This is a genomic window from Halomonas sp. S3-1-1 (assembly GCF_023757625.1).
GTDB lineage: Bacteria > Pseudomonadota > Gammaproteobacteria > Pseudomonadales > Halomonadaceae > Vreelandella.
The window spans coordinates 54,770-71,074 of record NZ_JALGBZ010000006.1 but is presented as its reverse complement, the minus strand read 5'-3'; the positions used below and the strand labels follow the sequence as shown (position 1 = coordinate 71,074).

Annotated in this window: 14 protein-coding genes, 2 tRNA genes and 1 pseudogene; 10 read left to right on the top strand and 7 right to left on the bottom strand. The window is 60.7% G+C overall.

From position 1 onward, the window contains the following. The first annotated feature begins 41 nt into the window (after positions 1 to 41). Both MQW23_RS16205 and MQW23_RS16200 read left to right on the top strand, forming a co-directional pair. The gene (locus tag MQW23_RS16205) at positions 42 to 626 is read left to right on the top strand and encodes a YceI family protein (RefSeq protein ID WP_252109245.1); all 585 of its coding nucleotides are present in this window, start codon (positions 42 to 44) and stop codon (positions 624 to 626) included. 148 nt (positions 627 to 774) lie between these two features. Beyond that, the gene (locus tag MQW23_RS16200; RefSeq protein ID WP_252109417.1) at positions 775 to 2,097 is read left to right on the top strand and encodes an MATE family efflux transporter; all 1,323 of its coding nucleotides are present in this window, start codon (positions 775 to 777) and stop codon (positions 2,095 to 2,097) included. Here MQW23_RS16200 and MQW23_RS16195 read toward each other — a convergent pair. The 3 genes from MQW23_RS16195 to MQW23_RS16185 all read right to left on the bottom strand — a co-directional run bounded on the left by MQW23_RS16195 (position 2,060) and on the right by MQW23_RS16185 (position 5,847). Further along, positions 2,060 to 3,541, bottom strand: coding sequence for an NCS2 family permease (locus MQW23_RS16195; protein WP_252109244.1), 1,482 nt, complete (start codon positions 3,539 to 3,541; stop codon positions 2,060 to 2,062). The two genes, MQW23_RS16200 and MQW23_RS16195, sit on opposite strands and share 38 nt — an antisense overlap. 90 nt (positions 3,542 to 3,631) lie before the next feature. Continuing rightward, positions 3,632 to 4,822 (bottom strand): amino acid aminotransferase, encoded by a 1,191-nt coding sequence (locus MQW23_RS16190; RefSeq protein ID WP_252109243.1) that lies wholly within the window; start codon positions 4,820 to 4,822, stop codon positions 3,632 to 3,634. Between the two features lie 125 nt (positions 4,823 to 4,947). Further along, on the bottom strand, positions 4,948 to 5,847 hold the full coding sequence (locus MQW23_RS16185) for a GGDEF domain-containing protein (RefSeq protein WP_252109242.1): 900 nt from the start codon (positions 5,845 to 5,847) through the stop codon (positions 4,948 to 4,950). 281 nt (positions 5,848 to 6,128) lie between these two features. Between MQW23_RS16185 and MQW23_RS16180 the strand changes: the two genes are divergently transcribed. The 3 genes and pseudogenes from MQW23_RS16180 to dcd all read left to right on the top strand — a co-directional run bounded on the left by MQW23_RS16180 (position 6,129) and on the right by dcd (position 8,877). Then, positions 6,129 to 7,355 carry a coiled-coil domain-containing protein gene (locus tag MQW23_RS16180; protein WP_252109241.1) on the top strand — a complete coding sequence of 409 codons (1,227 nt, stop codon included), beginning with the start codon at positions 6,129 to 6,131 and terminating at the stop codon, positions 7,353 to 7,355. 130 nt (positions 7,356 to 7,485) lie between these two features. Next, positions 7,486 to 8,301, top strand: a pseudogene (gene apbC, locus MQW23_RS16175) (iron-sulfur cluster carrier protein ApbC); the annotation flags it as partial. 9 nt (positions 8,302 to 8,310) lie between these two features. Continuing rightward, positions 8,311 to 8,877, top strand: a complete 567-nt coding sequence (gene dcd / locus MQW23_RS16170; protein ID WP_252109239.1) for a dCTP deaminase — start codon at positions 8,311 to 8,313, stop codon at positions 8,875 to 8,877. A 77-nt stretch (positions 8,878 to 8,954) separates the two neighbouring features. On the opposite strand, the gene purN is transcribed toward dcd, so the two are convergent. Together purN and purM are read right to left on the bottom strand one after the other, a co-directional pair. Beyond that, complete coding sequence (purN, locus tag MQW23_RS16165; RefSeq protein WP_252109238.1) at positions 8,955 to 9,689, bottom strand: phosphoribosylglycinamide formyltransferase; 735 nt, start codon at positions 9,687 to 9,689, stop codon at positions 8,955 to 8,957. Continuing rightward, entirely contained in the window at positions 9,686 to 10,768 is a 1,083-nt protein-coding gene (gene purM / locus MQW23_RS16160) for a phosphoribosylformylglycinamidine cyclo-ligase (protein ID WP_252109237.1), read from the bottom strand. Before purM ends, purN begins: the two co-directional genes overlap by 4 nt. Before the next feature lie 195 nt (positions 10,769 to 10,963). On the opposite strand from purM, the gene MQW23_RS16155 reads away from it, so the two are divergent. Then, entirely contained in the window at positions 10,964 to 12,070 is a 1,107-nt protein-coding gene (locus tag MQW23_RS16155; RefSeq protein ID WP_252109236.1) for an AI-2E family transporter, read from the top strand. Continuing rightward, positions 12,067 to 12,771 carry a DnaA regulatory inactivator Hda gene (gene hda / locus MQW23_RS16150; protein WP_252109235.1) on the top strand — a complete coding sequence of 235 codons (705 nt, stop codon included), beginning with the start codon at positions 12,067 to 12,069 and terminating at the stop codon, positions 12,769 to 12,771. The genes MQW23_RS16155 and hda overlap by 4 nt, the downstream gene beginning before the upstream one ends. Before the next feature lie 29 nt (positions 12,772 to 12,800). Here hda and MQW23_RS16145 read toward each other — a convergent pair whose 3' ends face one another. After that, positions 12,801 to 13,175 (bottom strand): phasin family protein, encoded by a 375-nt coding sequence (locus MQW23_RS16145; protein ID WP_252109234.1) that lies wholly within the window; start codon positions 13,173 to 13,175, stop codon positions 12,801 to 12,803. 308 nt (positions 13,176 to 13,483) lie between these two features. On the opposite strand from MQW23_RS16145, the gene MQW23_RS16140 reads away from it, so the two are divergent. After that, on the top strand, positions 13,484 to 14,860 hold the full coding sequence (locus MQW23_RS16140; protein ID WP_252109233.1) for a class II fumarate hydratase: 1,377 nt from the start codon (positions 13,484 to 13,486) through the stop codon (positions 14,858 to 14,860). An 18-nt stretch (positions 14,861 to 14,878) separates the two neighbouring features. Here the strand turns inward: MQW23_RS16140 and MQW23_RS16135 are convergent, their stop codons facing one another. Further along, complete coding sequence (locus MQW23_RS16135; protein ID WP_252109232.1) at positions 14,879 to 15,949, bottom strand: endonuclease/exonuclease/phosphatase family protein; 1,071 nt, start codon at positions 15,947 to 15,949, stop codon at positions 14,879 to 14,881. Positions 15,950 to 16,116: 167 nt separating this feature from the next. Here MQW23_RS16135 and MQW23_RS16130 point away from each other — a divergent pair. Together MQW23_RS16130 and MQW23_RS16125 are read left to right on the top strand one after the other, a co-directional pair. Further along, a tRNA-Val gene (locus tag MQW23_RS16130) sits at positions 16,117 to 16,193 on the top strand. A gap of 33 nt (positions 16,194 to 16,226) precedes the next feature. Continuing rightward, positions 16,227 to 16,303, top strand: a tRNA-Val gene (locus MQW23_RS16125). Positions 16,304 to 16,305: the final 2 nt, after the last annotated feature.

Below are 16,305 nucleotides of genomic sequence, written 5' to 3'. Positions count from 1 at the left end.
CAGCGCCCCGACTCTACCAAGGAAAGAAAGGAGACGTTTCGATGTTGAAAAAGAGCCTTGTTGCAACTGCGGTTGCCGCCGCTGCGCTGGTGCCGCTAAGCCAGGCCCAGGCCGCCGACTACGTGGTGGATACCGAAGGCCAGCACGCCTTCGTACAGTTCAAGATCAGCCACCTGGGCATGTCCTACATTCTGGGCAGCTTCGAGGAGTTCTCCGGCGAATTCACCTATGACGAAGACGATCTGGACGCGTCTTCCATCGAGATGGAAGTGCAGGTCGATAGCCTGAACTCCAACCACGCCGAGCGCGACCGTCATATCCTGAGCGAAGACTTCCTCAACGCCAGCGAATTCCCGACGGCCACGTTCACTTCGACCGGTTTCGAATCCGATGGCGACAATGAAGGCACGCTAACCGGCGAGCTGACGCTGCACGGCGAAACCCAGCAGCTTGAAATGCCGGTAACCCTGATCGGTGAAGGCGACGACCCTTGGGGCAACTACCGCGCCGGTTTCGAAGGTAGCACCATGATCACGCTGAGCGATTACGGTATCGACATGAGCGACTTCCCGGAAGCCATGCACGAGCTTGAGCTCTACGTGGTGTTCGAAGGTATCCGCCAGTAAGTCCGGCGTGTTAAAAAGCGCCATCGCCCCGGCCGGGGCGGTGGCGCTTTTGCGTTTTGAGTAGCAAAAAATTTTCGATAGGAGTTTCGACTTGGCCACTTCGCGTCAGCATACTCTGGGCGTCACCCTGTGGCGACAAACCTGGCCGATGGCCATCGGCGTTCTCGCGCTGCTGGGCTTTCAACTGGTCGATAGCGCCTTCATTGCGCGCTTGGGCACGGCGCCGCTGGCGGCGCAGTCGTTCACCTTTCCGCTCTCGTTTTTGATCATCGGCGTGCAGGTCGGCATGGGAATTGCCATCGCCGCGCTGGTCTCGCGGGCGCTGGGGGCGGGCGAAGAAGAGCGTGCACGGCGCTTGGGAAGTCTCGTACTGCTCGCCGGTGGCGGCGTCATCGGCGCGCTGTGCATTCTGCTTTGGCTCCTGCAGGCACCTATTTTTACGCTTCTGGGCGCCGATGATACTGCCCTTGGCTATATTCGAACCTACTGGGGCCCGCAGCTTTTCTCCGCCTGGTTGGCCGCGCTTTTATACTTCGTCTATAGCCTTTTTCGCGCCCACGGCGATACTTATCTGCCCGGCAAGATGATGGTGCTGAGCAGCGCGGTGAATTTGGCGCTCGACCCCCTGCTGATCTTTGGCGCGGGCGACTGGCCCGGGCTCGGGCTTCCCGGTGCGGCCTGGGCGAGCGTCGTCGCCTTTGGCGTTGGGCTTGCGGTAATTAGCCGCAAACTGGCACGCCATCGGTGGCTGGCGTTCGACGGCATTTATTCTGAAGCGCGAGCCTCCTGGCGACGTTTTATCGGTATCGCCGGGCCGGCGATGATCAGTCAGCTGATGCCGCCGCTGGCCGCGATGCTCGCGATCACCGCGGTCGCCGGGCTTGGCGACGTTCAGGTGGCGGCCTGGGGGTTGGCGAATCGGCTGGAAACCATGTCGCTGATGGTGATTCTCGCCATGACCATGTCGCTGCCGCCCTGGCTTGGCCGCTGCTATGGCGCGGGCGACTGGGGGCAGATCCATCGGCTGATGCGCCTGGCGCTTAAGGTGGCGCTGGTGTGGCAACTCGCTCTCGGCATCGTGCTGGCGCTCGTTGCGCCTTGGGTGGCAGCGGCGCTGGCGGGTAACCCGGAGGTGCGCGAGGCGCTGACGCTGTTGATCCGCTTCATGCTGCCAAGCTATGCGCTGCTCGGTGTATGCATGCTGGTCGTGTCGGCAGGCAACGCGCTGGGCTGGCCGCTTCGCGCGATGCTCTTGTCCAGCGCTCGGCTGTTCGTGTTCTACCTGCCGTCTTTATGGCTCGGGGCATTGCTCTTTGGCTGGGTGGGTCTGGCCGCCGGCGCTGCGATCGGCAACGTGATGGCCGGGCTTACCGCCTGGGTCGTGCTGCGGCGCATACTGTCGCGCCCGCACCGCCAGGCGGCCCCTGATGATGCTAGGGACGACGCGCTTTCTGAAACGCGAAGTAGCTGAACAGTAGCGCCATGGCGAGATAGCCCATGACGAAGTCCGGGGCGGCGTTGAGCGCAAGTTTCGGTGCGTGCATCAAGCCCACGAACGAGAAGCCCGCCGCGACCAGCGCGAAGACCGCCGCCTTGCGAAAACGGTGGTCGATGGCGCACACCGTCATCGCGCCGAGCAAAATGGCCATGAACATGGCGCCCTGACCCATCACCACGATGGCCGAGGAGATCCCGCTGACCACCTCTTCGGCGCCGCGGTTGAAGCGGGTCGACACGTAGTTGGCGAAATAAGGCAGCATGGCCAGCGCCACCGCCGGGTAATAGCGGGTATCGTTGGCTTGGAACGCGGTGGCAATCATCGAAATGCCCACAAAGACCAGTATGGGGGCGACCACGGAAACGGGAATGATCGCCGCGAGCGCGGCAATCAGCCCGAGCATGGTCGCCAAGCCATACACCGCGCCGTTGGCAATGCTATAGCCGCGCCCGGCGCCCATCCACTTGGCGCCGACCGTGGCGATGTACACCGTGGTGGGAAACACGCCGCCGAACAGCGCGCCGATCATGGTGCCCACACCGTCCACCGCCTGACACTCGCGCACATCGTATTTATCGCCGGCGGCCTCCATCGCCTCGACGTTGTTCATCGTCTCGATGGCGTTGTAGAGCGTGATCGGCAGCACCACGGTTAGCACCGCCAGCATACCGCCGAACAATAAGCCAAGCCCTTCCCACCAGGCCAGGTTCGGCAGCAGCGGATAAAAGCCGAGATGCGTGAAGGCGTCGCTAAAGCGCTCGCCGCCGGCATCACCGATCAGGTACGCCATCACCGTCCCCAGCACGATGGCAAATAGTGACGTGGGAAGCTTGAACGGCATACTCACCCGGGCGATCAGCCCAACGATGGTAATGCCCAGCACAAGAAGCCCGATGACTGGCATCTCCAACGTCTTGAACAGCATTTCGCCGGCGATGAACGTGAGCGCCACGCCCGCCACCGCGCCGAGCATGGCCGCCCGTGGCAAGTGGTGCTGCACGAAGCGCCCGACCAGGCTCACCAGCGCCTCTATGGCGCCGCTGATGAAGCAGGCCGCCACCGCCACCTTCCAGGCAAGCGTTGCGTCGCCGGTCAGCTGTTTGGCCGGCAGCAGCACGCCGAACAGAAAGACGAACATGACCGGCGTCGAGATGCCGTAGGAGAGCGCGGTCACGTCGCTTCGTTGCTCCCGATGGGCCAGGCGCGTCGCACTCCAGGCGTAGTAGAAATTGCCCGCCATGACCGCTACCGCAGCCCCAGGCAGCACCTGCCCGAAGACGATCTCCGCGGGAAAGTCCATACCCAGCATGGTGATCGCGATGATCACGAAGTTGGCGATGTTGTTTTGAAACAGCGCGAAAAACGCGTCGGTGTCTTCTTTTTTGTACCAGGGGTAGTGAAAGCCTTGGGCCGCCATGAAAGCCTCAAAATGTGACTGATCGATCAGTTTTGGTGGGCGAAAACAAAAGCGCCCAGACGATTGTCTGGGCGCTTTTAGAGGGTCATGTTACTCGTTGACGGCGGCGATCGCCTTGGCCAGATATGGCAGGTTTTCCTGGGAGAAACCGGCCACGTTGGCCCGGCCCGAGCGCACCATGTAGATGCCGAACTCGTCGCGCAGACGGTCGACCTGCTCCGGCGTCAGGCCGGTGTAGGAGAACATGCCGCGCTGCTCGGCAACGCAGGCGTACTTGTCAGCAAGGCCATAAGGCTTGAGCGCTTCGACGAAGTCGCGGCGCAGCGTATTGATGCGATCGCGCATTTCGGTCAGCTCTTCACGCCACATCGCCTTGAGCTCCGGGTCGTGGAGAATTTCGCTGACGATGGCGCCGCCGTGGGCCGGCGGATTGGAGTAGTTTTCCCGCGCGACAATGGCAACCTGGGAGCGCACGTTCTCCATCTGCTCTTCGTCCTTCGCCACCAGAATCAGGGCGCCGGTGCGCTCACAGTAGATGCCGAAGTTCTTGGAGCAGGAGCTGGTGATGATGACTTCGTCCAGGTTCTCTGCGAGAAGGCGTACGCCGTAAGCGTCTTCTTCCAGCCCTTCACCGAAGCCCTGGTAGGCGAAATCGACCAGCGGCAGAAGCTTGCGCTCTTTCAAAATCTCGAGCACTTCCTGCCACTGCGCTTGGGAGAGATCGAAGCCGGTCGGGTTGTGGCAGCAGGCGTGTAGCACGACCACATCACCTTCGGGAATCTTTTTGAGCGCGCTGACCATGCCCTCGAAGTCCAGACGGTTGTCCGGATCGACGTAGGGGTATTTATGAAGTTCGATGCCTGCCGAGGTGAAGATACCGTGGTGGTTCGGCCAGGTCGGGTCGCTGACCCAGATGCCCTTGCCCGGCATCTGACCGGCGATGAAGTCCGCCGCCAGGCGCAGCGCGCCGGTACCGCCGGGAGACTGGGTAGCGCTGGCACGTTTCTGGCTCAGTACGCTCGAGTTTTCACCCAGTACGATGGGCAGCACGGCCTCGCCGTAGGCGGGCGCGCCGTGAGAGCCAATATAGGTTTTGGTCGTTTCGTTATTGAGCAGACGAGCCTCTGCTTCCTTGACGGCGCGCATGATCGGCGTATTGCCGTTGGCATCGCGATAAACGCCGACGCCCAAATCCACTTTCTGTGGGTTGGTGTCTTTTTTGAAAGCGTCGATCAGTCCAAGAATGGCATCACCCGGGACCCGCTCAATATGCTCGAACATTGAAATGACTACCTCGTTAAGCGATGAATAATATGCAGCGCTTTATGATGCCATCGCGTTCAGGGAACTGCCACACCGCTGGCCGGGTAATCGCTAAAAGAGTCGCCGTCTTGAGGGTCTTGGCTTCACTGGATGGCGTAAACGCAGTCGCGCCCGGTATCCTTGGCGCGATAAAGCGCCTTGTCCGCGCGCTTTAAAAGCGTGGCGAGTATCTCCTGCGGTCGGTGCTCGGCGATTCCGATGCTGATGGTGACCTCCCCGGTGCCGGCGCCCAGGTCGAGCTTCGCGACACTGTCGCGCACGCGCTCGGCGACGCTGTAACAGTGGCCAAGCGTGGTGCGTGGCGCTACCGCCACGAACTCTTCACCACCGAGCCTTGCCAGCATGTCGCTGTCGCGAAGAAGTGCTCTGATGCGCTCGGCTAGCGCGCGCAGAATCTCATCGCCGTAGGCGTGGCCAAAACGGTCGTTGAAGCGTTTGAAGTGGTCGACATCGATCATCATGATCGAAAAGGGGGTCAAGTCGTGCTGGCTCACCATGCTTAAGCGGTTGAGCTCCAGCATCAGCTTGCGACGGTTGGGAAGCCCCGTCAGCACGTCGGTATGGCAGCGTTTCTCGAGACGCTGTTCATTCACCACCTGGCCTGTGATGTTCATCATCATGCCGTTGAAGCGAACGCCGTCGCCACAGCGCACTGGTGACGCGCTGACGCCGATCCAGTAAGCCTTGTGCGAGGGGTGGCAAAGCCGAAAACGGGTGGCCAGCGGGACGAGCCAGCGTGCAGAGCGCTCGATGGCGGCGCTCACCATCGGCCAGTGTTCGCCGGTGAGCTGTGCGATGCCCTTATTGGCGCTGTCGGCCAGCGCCGCGCGGTCAAGGTGATCGAGGATGTCGCGATCGCCTTCCAGATAGGTAAACCTTAGGGTGCCATTTGGCGAGCGGTCGAGCTGAAATATGACGCCCGGAAGATTGGGAAGAAGCGCCTCGGTGGTGGGCGCCGTCAAGGATGAATTGATTACGTGCATGCGGTGTACCACATGGTAAACGTTGAAAAAATGAAAAACGATCCGACAGGGTAGCGTGTTAACGACCGGGTTTCTGTAAGCCTTTGCTGACAGCGATCGTGGGTCTTTATATTTTATCTTCATAACCATGGCTGTTTTTAGTCACATGGTTGTTCAAAGGCTGGATAACGTTGACTGCGTTGAAACGATGTTCCGGGAGAATAACTGGCGGGTGTCGGGCAAGTTAACTACTGTTTTTAAATACCAACTTTGACTATCAACAGATTCTTCAGGGACGCACCATGGCAGATGACAACAAGCTGGACCAACAACCCACCGGTCAGCCTCACGGCCGTAAGCTCAGCACCAGCGAGCTGTTCAAACACAACCGCGTTCGGGCCATTGCCGGCATCGCCGCCGTGGCCGTCGTGTGGGCCATCATGGCGCAGTCTAACGCCAATACCCATCGCGATCGTATCGACGTGCTGGAAAACGATTTGGCGACGTCCGAGCAGCAAAATCAGCGTCTGAGCCAGCGCGTTAGCGAAATCGAACAGGCGGAAACCGATCTTGGCGCGATGCGTGAAGAGATCGCTTCGCTCGATCAGCGCCAGGCAGATGCTAAGCAAAACGTGCAGCAGGCCGAGGAAGAGGCCCAGACGATTCAGTCACGTCTGGAAGAGCTTCAAAACCAGCGCGATTCGCTGCAGCAGGAAGTCGAGGGCCTCGAGCAGGAGCTTCAAAACGCCCAGGACAACATGCAGTCGCTGCGCGACGAGCGTGACGAGATCACATCGACGCGGGACGAAGCGCAGTCGAATCTGGATCAGATCGAGCAGGCGCGTGAAAGCGCCGAAGAGGCCCGCCAGGAAGCGGAAACCGCTCGCCAGCAGGCCGAAGAGCAGCGCCAGGAGGTGCTCGACGCGCAAAACGAAGCCCAGCAGCAGCTCGAGGAGCTCGAAAGCCAGGTCAGCGACGCAGAAGAGCGCCTTGCATCGCTACAAGAAGAGATCGATAGCGCCCAGAAGGAGGTCGACCAGCTTGAAAGCGAGCGTGAAAGCGCCAGCAGCGAGCGAGATGATCTTCAGTCGGAAATCGATTCGCTCACTGAGCAGCGCGACGAGCAGGCGCAGAGCCTGACCCAGGTCCGCTCGGAAATGGACGATCTCATGGTGGCCCTCGATATGGGCCGCGAAGAACTCTCAAACGTCGAAAGCGATATTGAAACGCGTGAGCAGCAGCTCGAGCGGCTGGAAAGCCAGCTCAGCGACTGGCGCGAAGAGCTATCCGCGCTCGACGCTCGCTTGGAAGTCGATGACGCTAGTGAAGACGAGGTGCCCAACCTGGCTCCTAACGGCCAGCAGTCGAACCAGGCCGGCCAGGGCGAACAGAGCCAATCGTCTCAAGGGCAGTCCGGTCAAGGTCAGAACAATCAGAGTCAGAGTTCAAGCCCGTCCGGCCAATCCAACGGGGCATCCTCGCAAGATGAAGACGAGGAGGAGGTTGAGGAGCAGAGTAGCGCTCAGTAAAGCGTTTTCTCTTGAAAGGGCATCGCTGAGGATTCGTTACGCGGGTACGGCAAACGCCGTACCCGCTTTTTATCGTTTCGAGTTTATGAACCGGGCGCCAGCGCGTATGATTTAGCCACTTAAACGCTGTGCTAAGGAGCGTACAATGGATGGGATCAAGCACATCATTGCGGTGGCGTCCGGTAAAGGGGGCGTGGGTAAATCCACCGTCACCGTGAATTTGGCGCTGGCGCTGGCCGCCCAAGGGTATCGCGTCGGGGTGCTCGACGCCGATATCTATGGCCCAAGCCAGGCTCAAATGCTCGGTGTTGAAGAGGGGACGCGCCCCCAGCCCGCCGGCGAAAACGCATTTATGCCGCTTCAGGCCCACGGGCTCAAGGCGATGTCGATGGCGTTTCTGGTCAACTCGCGCGATGCGATGGTGTGGCGCGGGCCGATGGTCGTCGGCGCTTTTCAGCAGATGCTCAATCAGACCCAGTGGGGCGAGCTCGACTTTCTGCTGATCGATATGCCGCCAGGCACCGGCGACATCCAGTTGACACTTGCCCAGAAAGTGCCGGTATCTGGCGCGGTGATCGTCACGACTCCCCAGGACATCGCGCTGCTGGATGCGCGCAAGGGCATCGAGATGTTTCGCAAGGTCAACGTGCCGGTGGTTGGCGTGGTCGAGAACATGAGTCTTTACAAGTGCGAAAGCTGTGGCCACGAGGCGGCCATTTTCGGCACCGGCGGCGGCGAGCGCATCGCCCAAGAGTACGCCACGAAAGTGTTGGGGCGCCTGCCGCTGGCGATGTCCATTCGCGAGCTGGCGGACTCCGGCAAGCCCACGGTAGTCTCGAGCCCCGAAAGCGACGAGAGCCAAACCTTTGCCGAAATCGCCCGCCAGGTGGCGGATTCGGTGATGGGAACGCAACAAAGCGGCCCCACGATTTCCTTTAGCGAGTGATGAGCAGCAATGAGTATTCAGTCTGACAAGTGGATTCGCCGGATGGCGCAAAGTGACGCCATGATCGAGCCCTTCGAGCCCGGTCAGGTGCGCCACGTCAACGACCAGCGGGTCATCTCCTACGGCACCTCGAGCTACGGCTACGACGTGCGCTGCTCCGACGAGTTTAAGGTGTTTACTAACATCCACTCGGCGATCGTCGACCCCAAGGCTTTTGATGACAAGAGCTTCGTCGACGTGAAGGGCGATGTCTGCATCATTCCGCCCAACTCCTTTGCGCTGGCGCGCACCGTGGAGTACTTTCGTATTCCGCGTAACGTGCTCACCATTTGCCTGGGCAAATCGACCTACGCGCGCTGCGGTATCATCGTCAACGTCACGCCGCTGGAGCCGGAGTGGGAGGGCCACGTGACGCTGGAATTCTCCAACACCACGAATCTTCCGGCGAAGATTTACGCCCACGAAGGCGTGGCGCAGATGCTCTTTCTCGCCGCCGACGAGGAGTGTGAAACCTCCTACAAGGATCGGGGTGGTAAGTACATGGGCCAGCGCGGCGTGACGCTGCCACGTACCTGACCCCTTTGGTCATTGCATCGAAAGCCGTATAAAAAAGCGCGCCTGCAAAGGCGCGCTTTTTGCCGTCGAGGGAGCGGTCAAACGTCTTCGTCGAGCTCTTCGGCGGCGTCGTCGTGAGACAGCCGCATCCCCTGGGGCGGTAACGGCTGGCCGTCGATGGTGACCTTGTCGCTCGAGTAGTTGAGCCGGCCCTGCAAAAACCACTGCACGGCGATGGGCAGGATCAGGTGCTCGCGGGCGTGCACCTTCTCCTTCAGGCTCTGCTCGTCGTCGCCTTCGTCGATGCGACACTCGGCCTGGATCACGACCGGACCGCCGTCGAGCTCTTCGGTGACGAAGTGCACGCTACAGCCGTGCAGATTGCGACCATCGGCGAGCGCCCGGGCGTGGGTGTTGAGCCCCTGATAGTCCGGCAGAAGCGACGGGTGGATATTGAGCATCTTGCCCAGAAAGCGCTGGACGAAGCGCGACGTCAGGATGCGCATGAAGCCTGCCAGCACGATCAGGTCCGGCTCATGGCGCTCGATCACCTTGATCAGAGCGCCGTCGTAAGCCTCACGGCTTTCGTACTCGCGATGGGGCAGGGCAACGGCTTCGATGCCGGCTTCGTGAGCCCGCTTGAGCCCGAACGCGGCGGGCTCGTTGGAGATCACCGCGACGATGTCGCCGCCCAACCGGTCGTGGCTCTGAGCTTCGATCAGCGCGGCCAGGTTGCTGCCGCTGCCGGAAATCAGTACCACGATGCGGCGCTGATCGACCGGTTCCGGCGTCATGTCGTTGAGCGTGTCGCTGCCGTACTCGTTATCGCTCACTGCTGAGCCTCTCCCACGGCGAGGTTCTCGAGTACCACCGCTTGCTCTTCACGCGTGACGATCTCGCCGATGCGATAGACGGTTTCGCCCTGATCCTTTAGATAGCTCATGGCCTCATCGGCTTGCGCTTGGGGCACGACGACCACCATGCCAATGCCGCAGTTGAGCACTCGGTGCATCTCCACTTCGCTGACATTGCCCTTGGCCTGCAGCCAGTTGAAGACTTCCGGACGCTGCCAGCTGCTGACGTCGACGCGCGCGGCCAAGTGCTCCGGCAGCACGCGGGGAATGTTTTCCAGCAGGCCGCCGCCGGTGATGTGCGACAGCGCGTGAATCGAAAGCTCGCTGTCGCGCAGCATGGAAAGAAGCGGCTTGACGTAGATGCGCGTCGGCGCCATCAGCGCATCGCCCAGCGGCTGACCGTCCAGGGGCTCGTCGAGTGAAGCGCTGCTGACGTCCAGAATCTTGCGGATCAGCGAGTAGCCGTTGGAGTGGGGCCCGGATGAGGCCAGACCCAGCAGCACGTCGCCTTCACCGACCTTGCTTCCATCGAGAATCTCGGATTTTTCGACCACGCCGACACAGAAGCCAGCCAGGTCGTAGTCGTTGCCTTCGTACATGCCCGGCATTTCCGCGGTTTCACCGCCGACCAGTGCGCAGCCCGCCTGCTCGCAGCCGGCGCCGATGCCGGTCACCACGTCGGCGGCAATGTCGACATCGAGCTTGCCAGTGGCGTAGTAGTCGAGAAACAGAAACGGCTCGGCGCCGGCGACGACCAGGTCGTTGACGCACATGGCGACAAGATCGATGCCAATGGTGTCGTGCTTGCCAAGATCCATCGCCAGGCGCAGCTTGGTGCCCACGCCGTCGGTGCCGGTGACCAGCACCGGTTGACGGTAGCCCTCGGGGAGCTCGCAAAGCGCGCCGAAGCCCCCCAGACCGCCCATGACCTCGGGGCGCGTCGTGCGCTTGGCCACGTGCTTGATGCGCTCTACCAGGGCGTTGCCGGCATCGATATCGACTCCGGCATCCTTGTAGCTAAGTGACGGGGAAGCCTGAGGAGGGGTTGTCTGGGTCATGACAGGTCCTTTGGAGCCTATGGCAGTACGGGATAGGAAGGGTCTAGGCCGCAGGCGGCCGATAATTCGGCGGATTGTACCATTTGGCATCGATTGCCGCATTGTCCTGTCGAGTTATCGTGCAAGACACGTTATCTTACAACGATAACATGACGTTATGTCGCGACTGGCGACCCTCCAAGGAGCGATTCGAGTATGCGCCACTCTACCTGGGCCGCGGTGTTTATCCTGCTACTGGTGGGGCTTGTCTACCTGCTGGATTCGGTGCTCATGCCGTTCGTGGCAGGGATGATCCTCGCTTATCTGGTCGACCCCATCGCCAACAAGCTACAGCAGTGGGGCATGAAGCGCCCGCTGGCGGTGGCCAGCGTCTTCGTTGTGCTCTTTTTACTGCTGGCTGCGGCGCTGTTGATCCTGATTCCGCTGATCGTCTCGCAAATCAAGCAGCTTGGCGAGGTGCTGCCCGACATCTTCACTTGGGTCGAAAATCGCCTGGCGCCCCAGGTGCTTGAGTGGACCGGCTACGACGTGCGCGCCGAACTTGGCAACATGAAAACCACGCTGTTGGAGAACTGGCGCGACGCCGGCGGCTATCTGGCTCAGGCACTTACGAGCATCGGCCGTTCCAGCGCGGCGTTCGTCACCTGGATCACCTACGTCGCTCTGATTCCCGTGGTCACCTTCTATCTGCTGCTCGACTGGGACCGCCTGCTGGCCAACCTGGCGGATCTGGTGCCGCGCCACTACGCCCGTGATACGGCCAGACTCGCCAAGCGCTGCGATGCGGTGCTGGCTGCGTTCTTGAGAGGCCAGCTACTGGTCATGCTAAGTCTTGGCGTGATTTACGCCCTGGGGCTGACGCTGATCGGGCTCAATTTTGGGCTTTTGATCGGCGTGGTGTCGGGGCTTGTCAGCATCGTGCCTTTTTTGGGCTTCATCGTCGGGCTGGGGGTGGCGCTGGTGGTCGCGTTTTTCCAGTTCGAAAGCTGGTGGGGGCTGGTTGGGGTGCTGGGCGTGTTCAGCGTGGGGCAGGTGATGGAGAGCGTGGTGCTTCAGCCAAAGCTTCTGGGCGACAAGATTGGCCTGCACCCGGTGGCGGTGATTTTCGCCGTGCTGGCCGGGGGCAGTCTTTTTGGGTTGACTGGCGTACTATTGGCGCTACCCGCCGCCGCGGTCATCATGGTGCTTTTGCGCGAGGTGATCGAGCGGTATAAAAATAGCGAGCTGTACGGCGAGGCGAAGCTTACCGGCGCCGAGCCGCCTAACCGGCTCGATCACGACAGGGACAGGGAGATTCCATGAGCAGAGTGCCGGCTCAGCTGCCGCTGGGCGTCGGGCTTCGCGACGACGCCACCTTCGATAACTACTTCGCCTCCAGTGCCAACGCCTCGCTTTTGACCTCGCTTGGCCGCCAGCTCGAGCCGGACGCGGAGCCCTTCGTTTATCTATGGGGCTCGCCGGGCAGCGGGCGAAGCCACCTGTTGCAGGCCGCTTGCCATGCCGCTTCGGATCGTGACAAGCGCGCGCTCTATCTGCCGCTAGAGGATTTGGGCCACTTCCCGCCGCTGATGCTCGAGGATATCGAACGCCTCGACCTGGTGGCGATCGATGATCTTGAGTGCGTGATCGGACGCAAACGCTGGGAAGAGGCGCTTTTTCACGCCTTCAACCGGCTGCGTGACGCCAATAAAGGGCTGATCATCGCCGCCAGCGCACCGCCGCGCCAGCTCAACGTGGCGCTGTCGGATTTAGCCTCGCGGCTAAGCTTCGGGGTGACTTATCACCTGCATTCGCTGGACGACGCGGACCGTTTGCAGGCGTTGAAGCTGCGCGCCGGGGCAAGGGGAATGGAGCTTCCCGACGACGTGGCCCGCTATATTCTGCACCGCGGCCCGCGGGAGCTTGGTGAACTTTGCATGGCGATCGAAACCCTCGATCAGGCATCGCTATCGGCCAAGCGCAAACTGACCATTCCTTTCGTTAAATCGGCGCTTGGCTGGTAGCCGCCCGCGGGCGGCCGGGCGGTTTCCCGTTAGGCGGTTTGGCGCATTTTGCTGGCCAGCTGCTGCGCCTTTTGCACATTCTCTTCGGTCAGTTTTTGGCTTTGTCGAAAGAAGTCGCGCTGAATCGATGTCATCTGATCGGCATTGCCCTTGAGGCGCTCGGCCAGCGTTTTAGCCACGCGCTGCTGGCCTTCCATGTAATCGCGAAGCTCGGCGGTGTCCTTTACCTGCATTAAATGGCGCGCCTGCTCCAGTCCCAGGTCGACGTAGGCCTTATGCGCGTCGAGCTGGGCATTGACCAGTTTTTCAGACGTCTCCACGCCGAGCGACAAGAATGCCTGCAGGGGGCCGAGAAAAAGCGAATGGAACTGCTCGTTGGTCGGCGAGTGTTTGAATGTTGCCATGGTGTTTCTCCTTGAAGTCGAGTGACGAGAGCAAGCCCCGTCCTTGAGGCCGTGTCCTCGCTCGTATCGCATCAGGTTTTATCCCGCTGCCTGCCTTTTTGCTGCTATGCAGCATAGCAATCGTTTTTGTGCGCTGCAATATAGTGGCGTAGTGGGCAGCATGTGTACGGTTCATTTGAATGCTCGATTGGCGCTAAGGGGCGGCTCGACGTTGTCGATAGCCGATCCAGTGGCTAGGGTAAAGTGGGTAGTTTGCTAAACGCGTCAACGGCGGCCGAACGAGCGGCTCGCTTTAAAGGAGAAAACGTATGGAAACACGTATCGAGCGCGACAGCATGGGGGAGCTTGAGGTACCGGCAAGCGCGCTGTATGGCGCTCAGACCCAGCGGGCGATCAATAACTTTCCGGTATCGAATACGCCGATGCCCACCGCTTTCGTACATGCAGTGGCCCGCATCAAGCTTGCTGCGGCGCGCAGTAACCTGGCTCTAGGGCACCTCGACGAGCCGCGCGCCCGCGCCATCGAAAAAGCCGCCCAGGCGGTGATCGACGGCGAGCACGACGACCAGTTCCCGATCGATGTCTACCAGACCGGCTCCGGCACCTCGACCAACATGAACGTCAACGAAGTGCTCGCAACGCTTGCCTCGCGGGAAGGCGTCGAGGTCACTCCCAACGATCACGTCAACATGGGCCAGTCGAGCAACGACGTCATCCCCAGCGCCATCCACGTCGCCGCCGCAATCGCCGTCAAGGAGTCGCTTCGCCCGGCGCTTTTGACCCTGCGCGATGCGATCGACCAGCGCGCCGAGGAGCTCAAGGATGTCGTCAAGACCGGGCGCACCCATCTGATGGACGCGATGCCGCTGCGTATGGATCAAGAGCTTGGCGCGTGGTCGAGCCAGGTCGGTCAGGCCATCGAGCGTTTCGACAGCGCCATGACCCGCCTGCAGCGTCTGGCTCAGGGCGGTACCGCGGTAGGCACCGGAATCAACGCCCCTGAAGGGTTTGCCGAGAAGATGGCCGAAGAGCTCAGCCGCCAGACCGGGCTTTCATTCACGCCCAACGACAGCTTTTTCGCCAGCCTTTCGAGCCAGGACGCCGCCGTCGAACTCTCCGGCCAGCTCAAGGGGTTTGCCTGCGTGGTGATGAAGATCGCCAATGACCTTCGCTGGATGAACTCCGGGCCGCTGGCCGGGCTGGGTGAGATCGAGCTCGAGGCGCTGCAGCCGGGCAGCTCTATCATGCCGGGTAAGGTGAATCCGGTGATTCCCGAATCCGCCGCCCAGGCCGCCGCTCAGGTGATCGGCCTCGATAGCGCCATTACCGTGGCCGGGCAAAGCGGTAACTTCCAGCTCAACGTCATGTTGCCGCTGGTGGCTTCGAATCTTCTAAGCGCCATCACGCTGATGAGCAATACCGCCAGCCTTCTGGCCACCCGCGCTATCGCCACCTTCAAAGTGCGCGAGGATCATCTCCAGGAGCCGCTGGCGCGAAATCCTATCCTCGTAACCGCGCTCAACAGCACCATCGGCTACAACGCCGCCGCCGCGGTCGCCAAGAAGGCGTACCAGGCGGGGCGGCCGATCATCGATGTGGCTGAAGAAGAAACCGATCTGGATCGCGAAACGCTCGAGCGCCTTTTGGATCCTGCCGTGCTGACCAAGGGCGGCGTTCCGGAGTAAGCGAACGGGCAGGGCGGGTTACTTCTCCTGTTTCTCCGTCTTGCCCTCCTGGATCGTCTCGTTCGCCTCTTCACGCTCCTCTTCGCTTGCATCCGGTGTCGGCTGCTCGTCCTGACGCGAGGGGCGGTAGCAGAAGGTGGCGAGAATCGGGAAGTGATCCGAGCCAAACCCTTCTAGGCGATGCATGTCGACCAGGGTGAAGTGCTCGGTGACGAAAATATGATCCAGCGGCCAGCGCATAAACGGATAGTTGGCGTGGAAGGTGCTGAACATGCCGCGCCCGCGGCGTGGGTCGAGCATGCCGCCCACGCGGCAGAAGCGCCGCGTGGTACGCGACCAGGCCACGTCGTTGAGATCCCCCGCAACCAGAGAGGGTTTCGGGTCTTCGTGGATGTGTTTGCCAACCCATAAAAGCTCGGCATCGCGCCATAGCGACTTGTCACTTTCGCTGGGGGCCGGCGGGCGCGGGTGAACCGCGTAGAGACGTACTCGCGCGCCGCTGTCGAGCGTCACATAGGTGTGTACCGACGGGATATCGTCCTGTATGAGCCATTTGACTTCGGTGTCGGTCAATTCCAGGCGCGAATAAAGGTGCATGCCGTAAAGATTGTCCAGCGGTATGCGAACGCTGTGCGGCCACCTATCGTTGAGCGCGGCGTCGAGCTGATCGCCCCACCACTGATCCGACTCCAGCGTCAGCACGATGTCCGGCTGATTTGCCTCGATCATCTCGATCAAGCCCTTGGCATTGCGATTGGGCGTGAGCACGTTGGAGACCAAAAGCTTGAGGGTTTGATCTTCGGGCGGGTTTTGAGCGTTTTGAACCTCGATGGGCCAGAGCTTCGTCCAGGGCAGTATGTAGCCTACCTGCACGAACAGGGTGATTAGCGAGAAGATGCCGGCGACGGAGCGCCAGTGGCCGGGGTCGAGCAGGAAATAAACGGCCAGGGCGTTCAGTAGGGCGACAACGGCGATTTGAACACGGGGAAATTCGAAGCTGCGAACGAGCCACCAGCGAAGACGAATGTGCGGAACCGCCGTGACCAGCAGTAAGAGCAGCGAAATGCCGCCCAACAAGAGCTCAGGCAAATCAGTCTCCTTAACATGGGATAAACAATACACGACTAAGCTTAGCTGCCTCGCGAAAGACGTGTCGATGTAAAAGAGAACTTTCTTTTCAACACTCTATAAAAAAGCGTTCGACAAAAAAACGGTTGCAATTACGTCATGAAAAGATAGAATACGCACCGCACTGAAGGACCATAGCTCAGTTGGTTAGAGCGCCACGTTGACATCGTGGAGGTCGGCGGTTCAAATCCGCCTGGTCCTACCATTTGCTCTTAAGCAGTGGATCAGTGGCTATTGAAGGACCATAGCTCAGTTGGTTAGAGCGCCACGTTGACATCGTGGAGGTCGGCGGTTCAAATCCGCCTGGTCCTACCAGA

Coding starts and splice junctions, on each gene's coding strand:
- MQW23_RS16205 (WP_252109245.1), top strand. CDS start 42: ATGTTGAAAAAGAGCCTTGTTGCAACTGCGGTTGCCGCCGCTGCGCTG.
- MQW23_RS16140 (WP_252109233.1), top strand. CDS start 13,484: ATGGAAACACGTATCGAGCGCGACAGCATGGGGGAGCTTGAGGTACCG.
- hda (WP_252109235.1), top strand. CDS start 12,067: ATGAGCAGAGTGCCGGCTCAGCTGCCGCTGGGCGTCGGGCTTCGCGAC.
- MQW23_RS16155 (WP_252109236.1), top strand. CDS start 10,964: ATGCGCCACTCTACCTGGGCCGCGGTGTTTATCCTGCTACTGGTGGGG.
- MQW23_RS16195 (WP_252109244.1), bottom strand. CDS start 3,541: ATGGCGGCCCAAGGCTTTCACTACCCCTGGTACAAAAAAGAAGACACC.
- dcd (WP_252109239.1), top strand. CDS start 8,311: ATGAGTATTCAGTCTGACAAGTGGATTCGCCGGATGGCGCAAAGTGAC.
- MQW23_RS16190 (WP_252109243.1), bottom strand. CDS start 4,822: ATGTTCGAGCATATTGAGCGGGTCCCGGGTGATGCCATTCTTGGACTG.
- MQW23_RS16145 (WP_252109234.1), bottom strand. CDS start 13,175: ATGGCAACATTCAAACACTCGCCGACCAACGAGCAGTTCCATTCGCTT.
- MQW23_RS16200 (WP_252109417.1), top strand. CDS start 775: ATGGCCATCGGCGTTCTCGCGCTGCTGGGCTTTCAACTGGTCGATAGC.
- MQW23_RS16185 (WP_252109242.1), bottom strand. CDS start 5,847: ATGCACGTAATCAATTCATCCTTGACGGCGCCCACCACCGAGGCGCTT.
- purM (WP_252109237.1), bottom strand. CDS start 10,768: ATGACCCAGACAACCCCTCCTCAGGCTTCCCCGTCACTTAGCTACAAG.
- MQW23_RS16180 (WP_252109241.1), top strand. CDS start 6,129: ATGGCAGATGACAACAAGCTGGACCAACAACCCACCGGTCAGCCTCAC.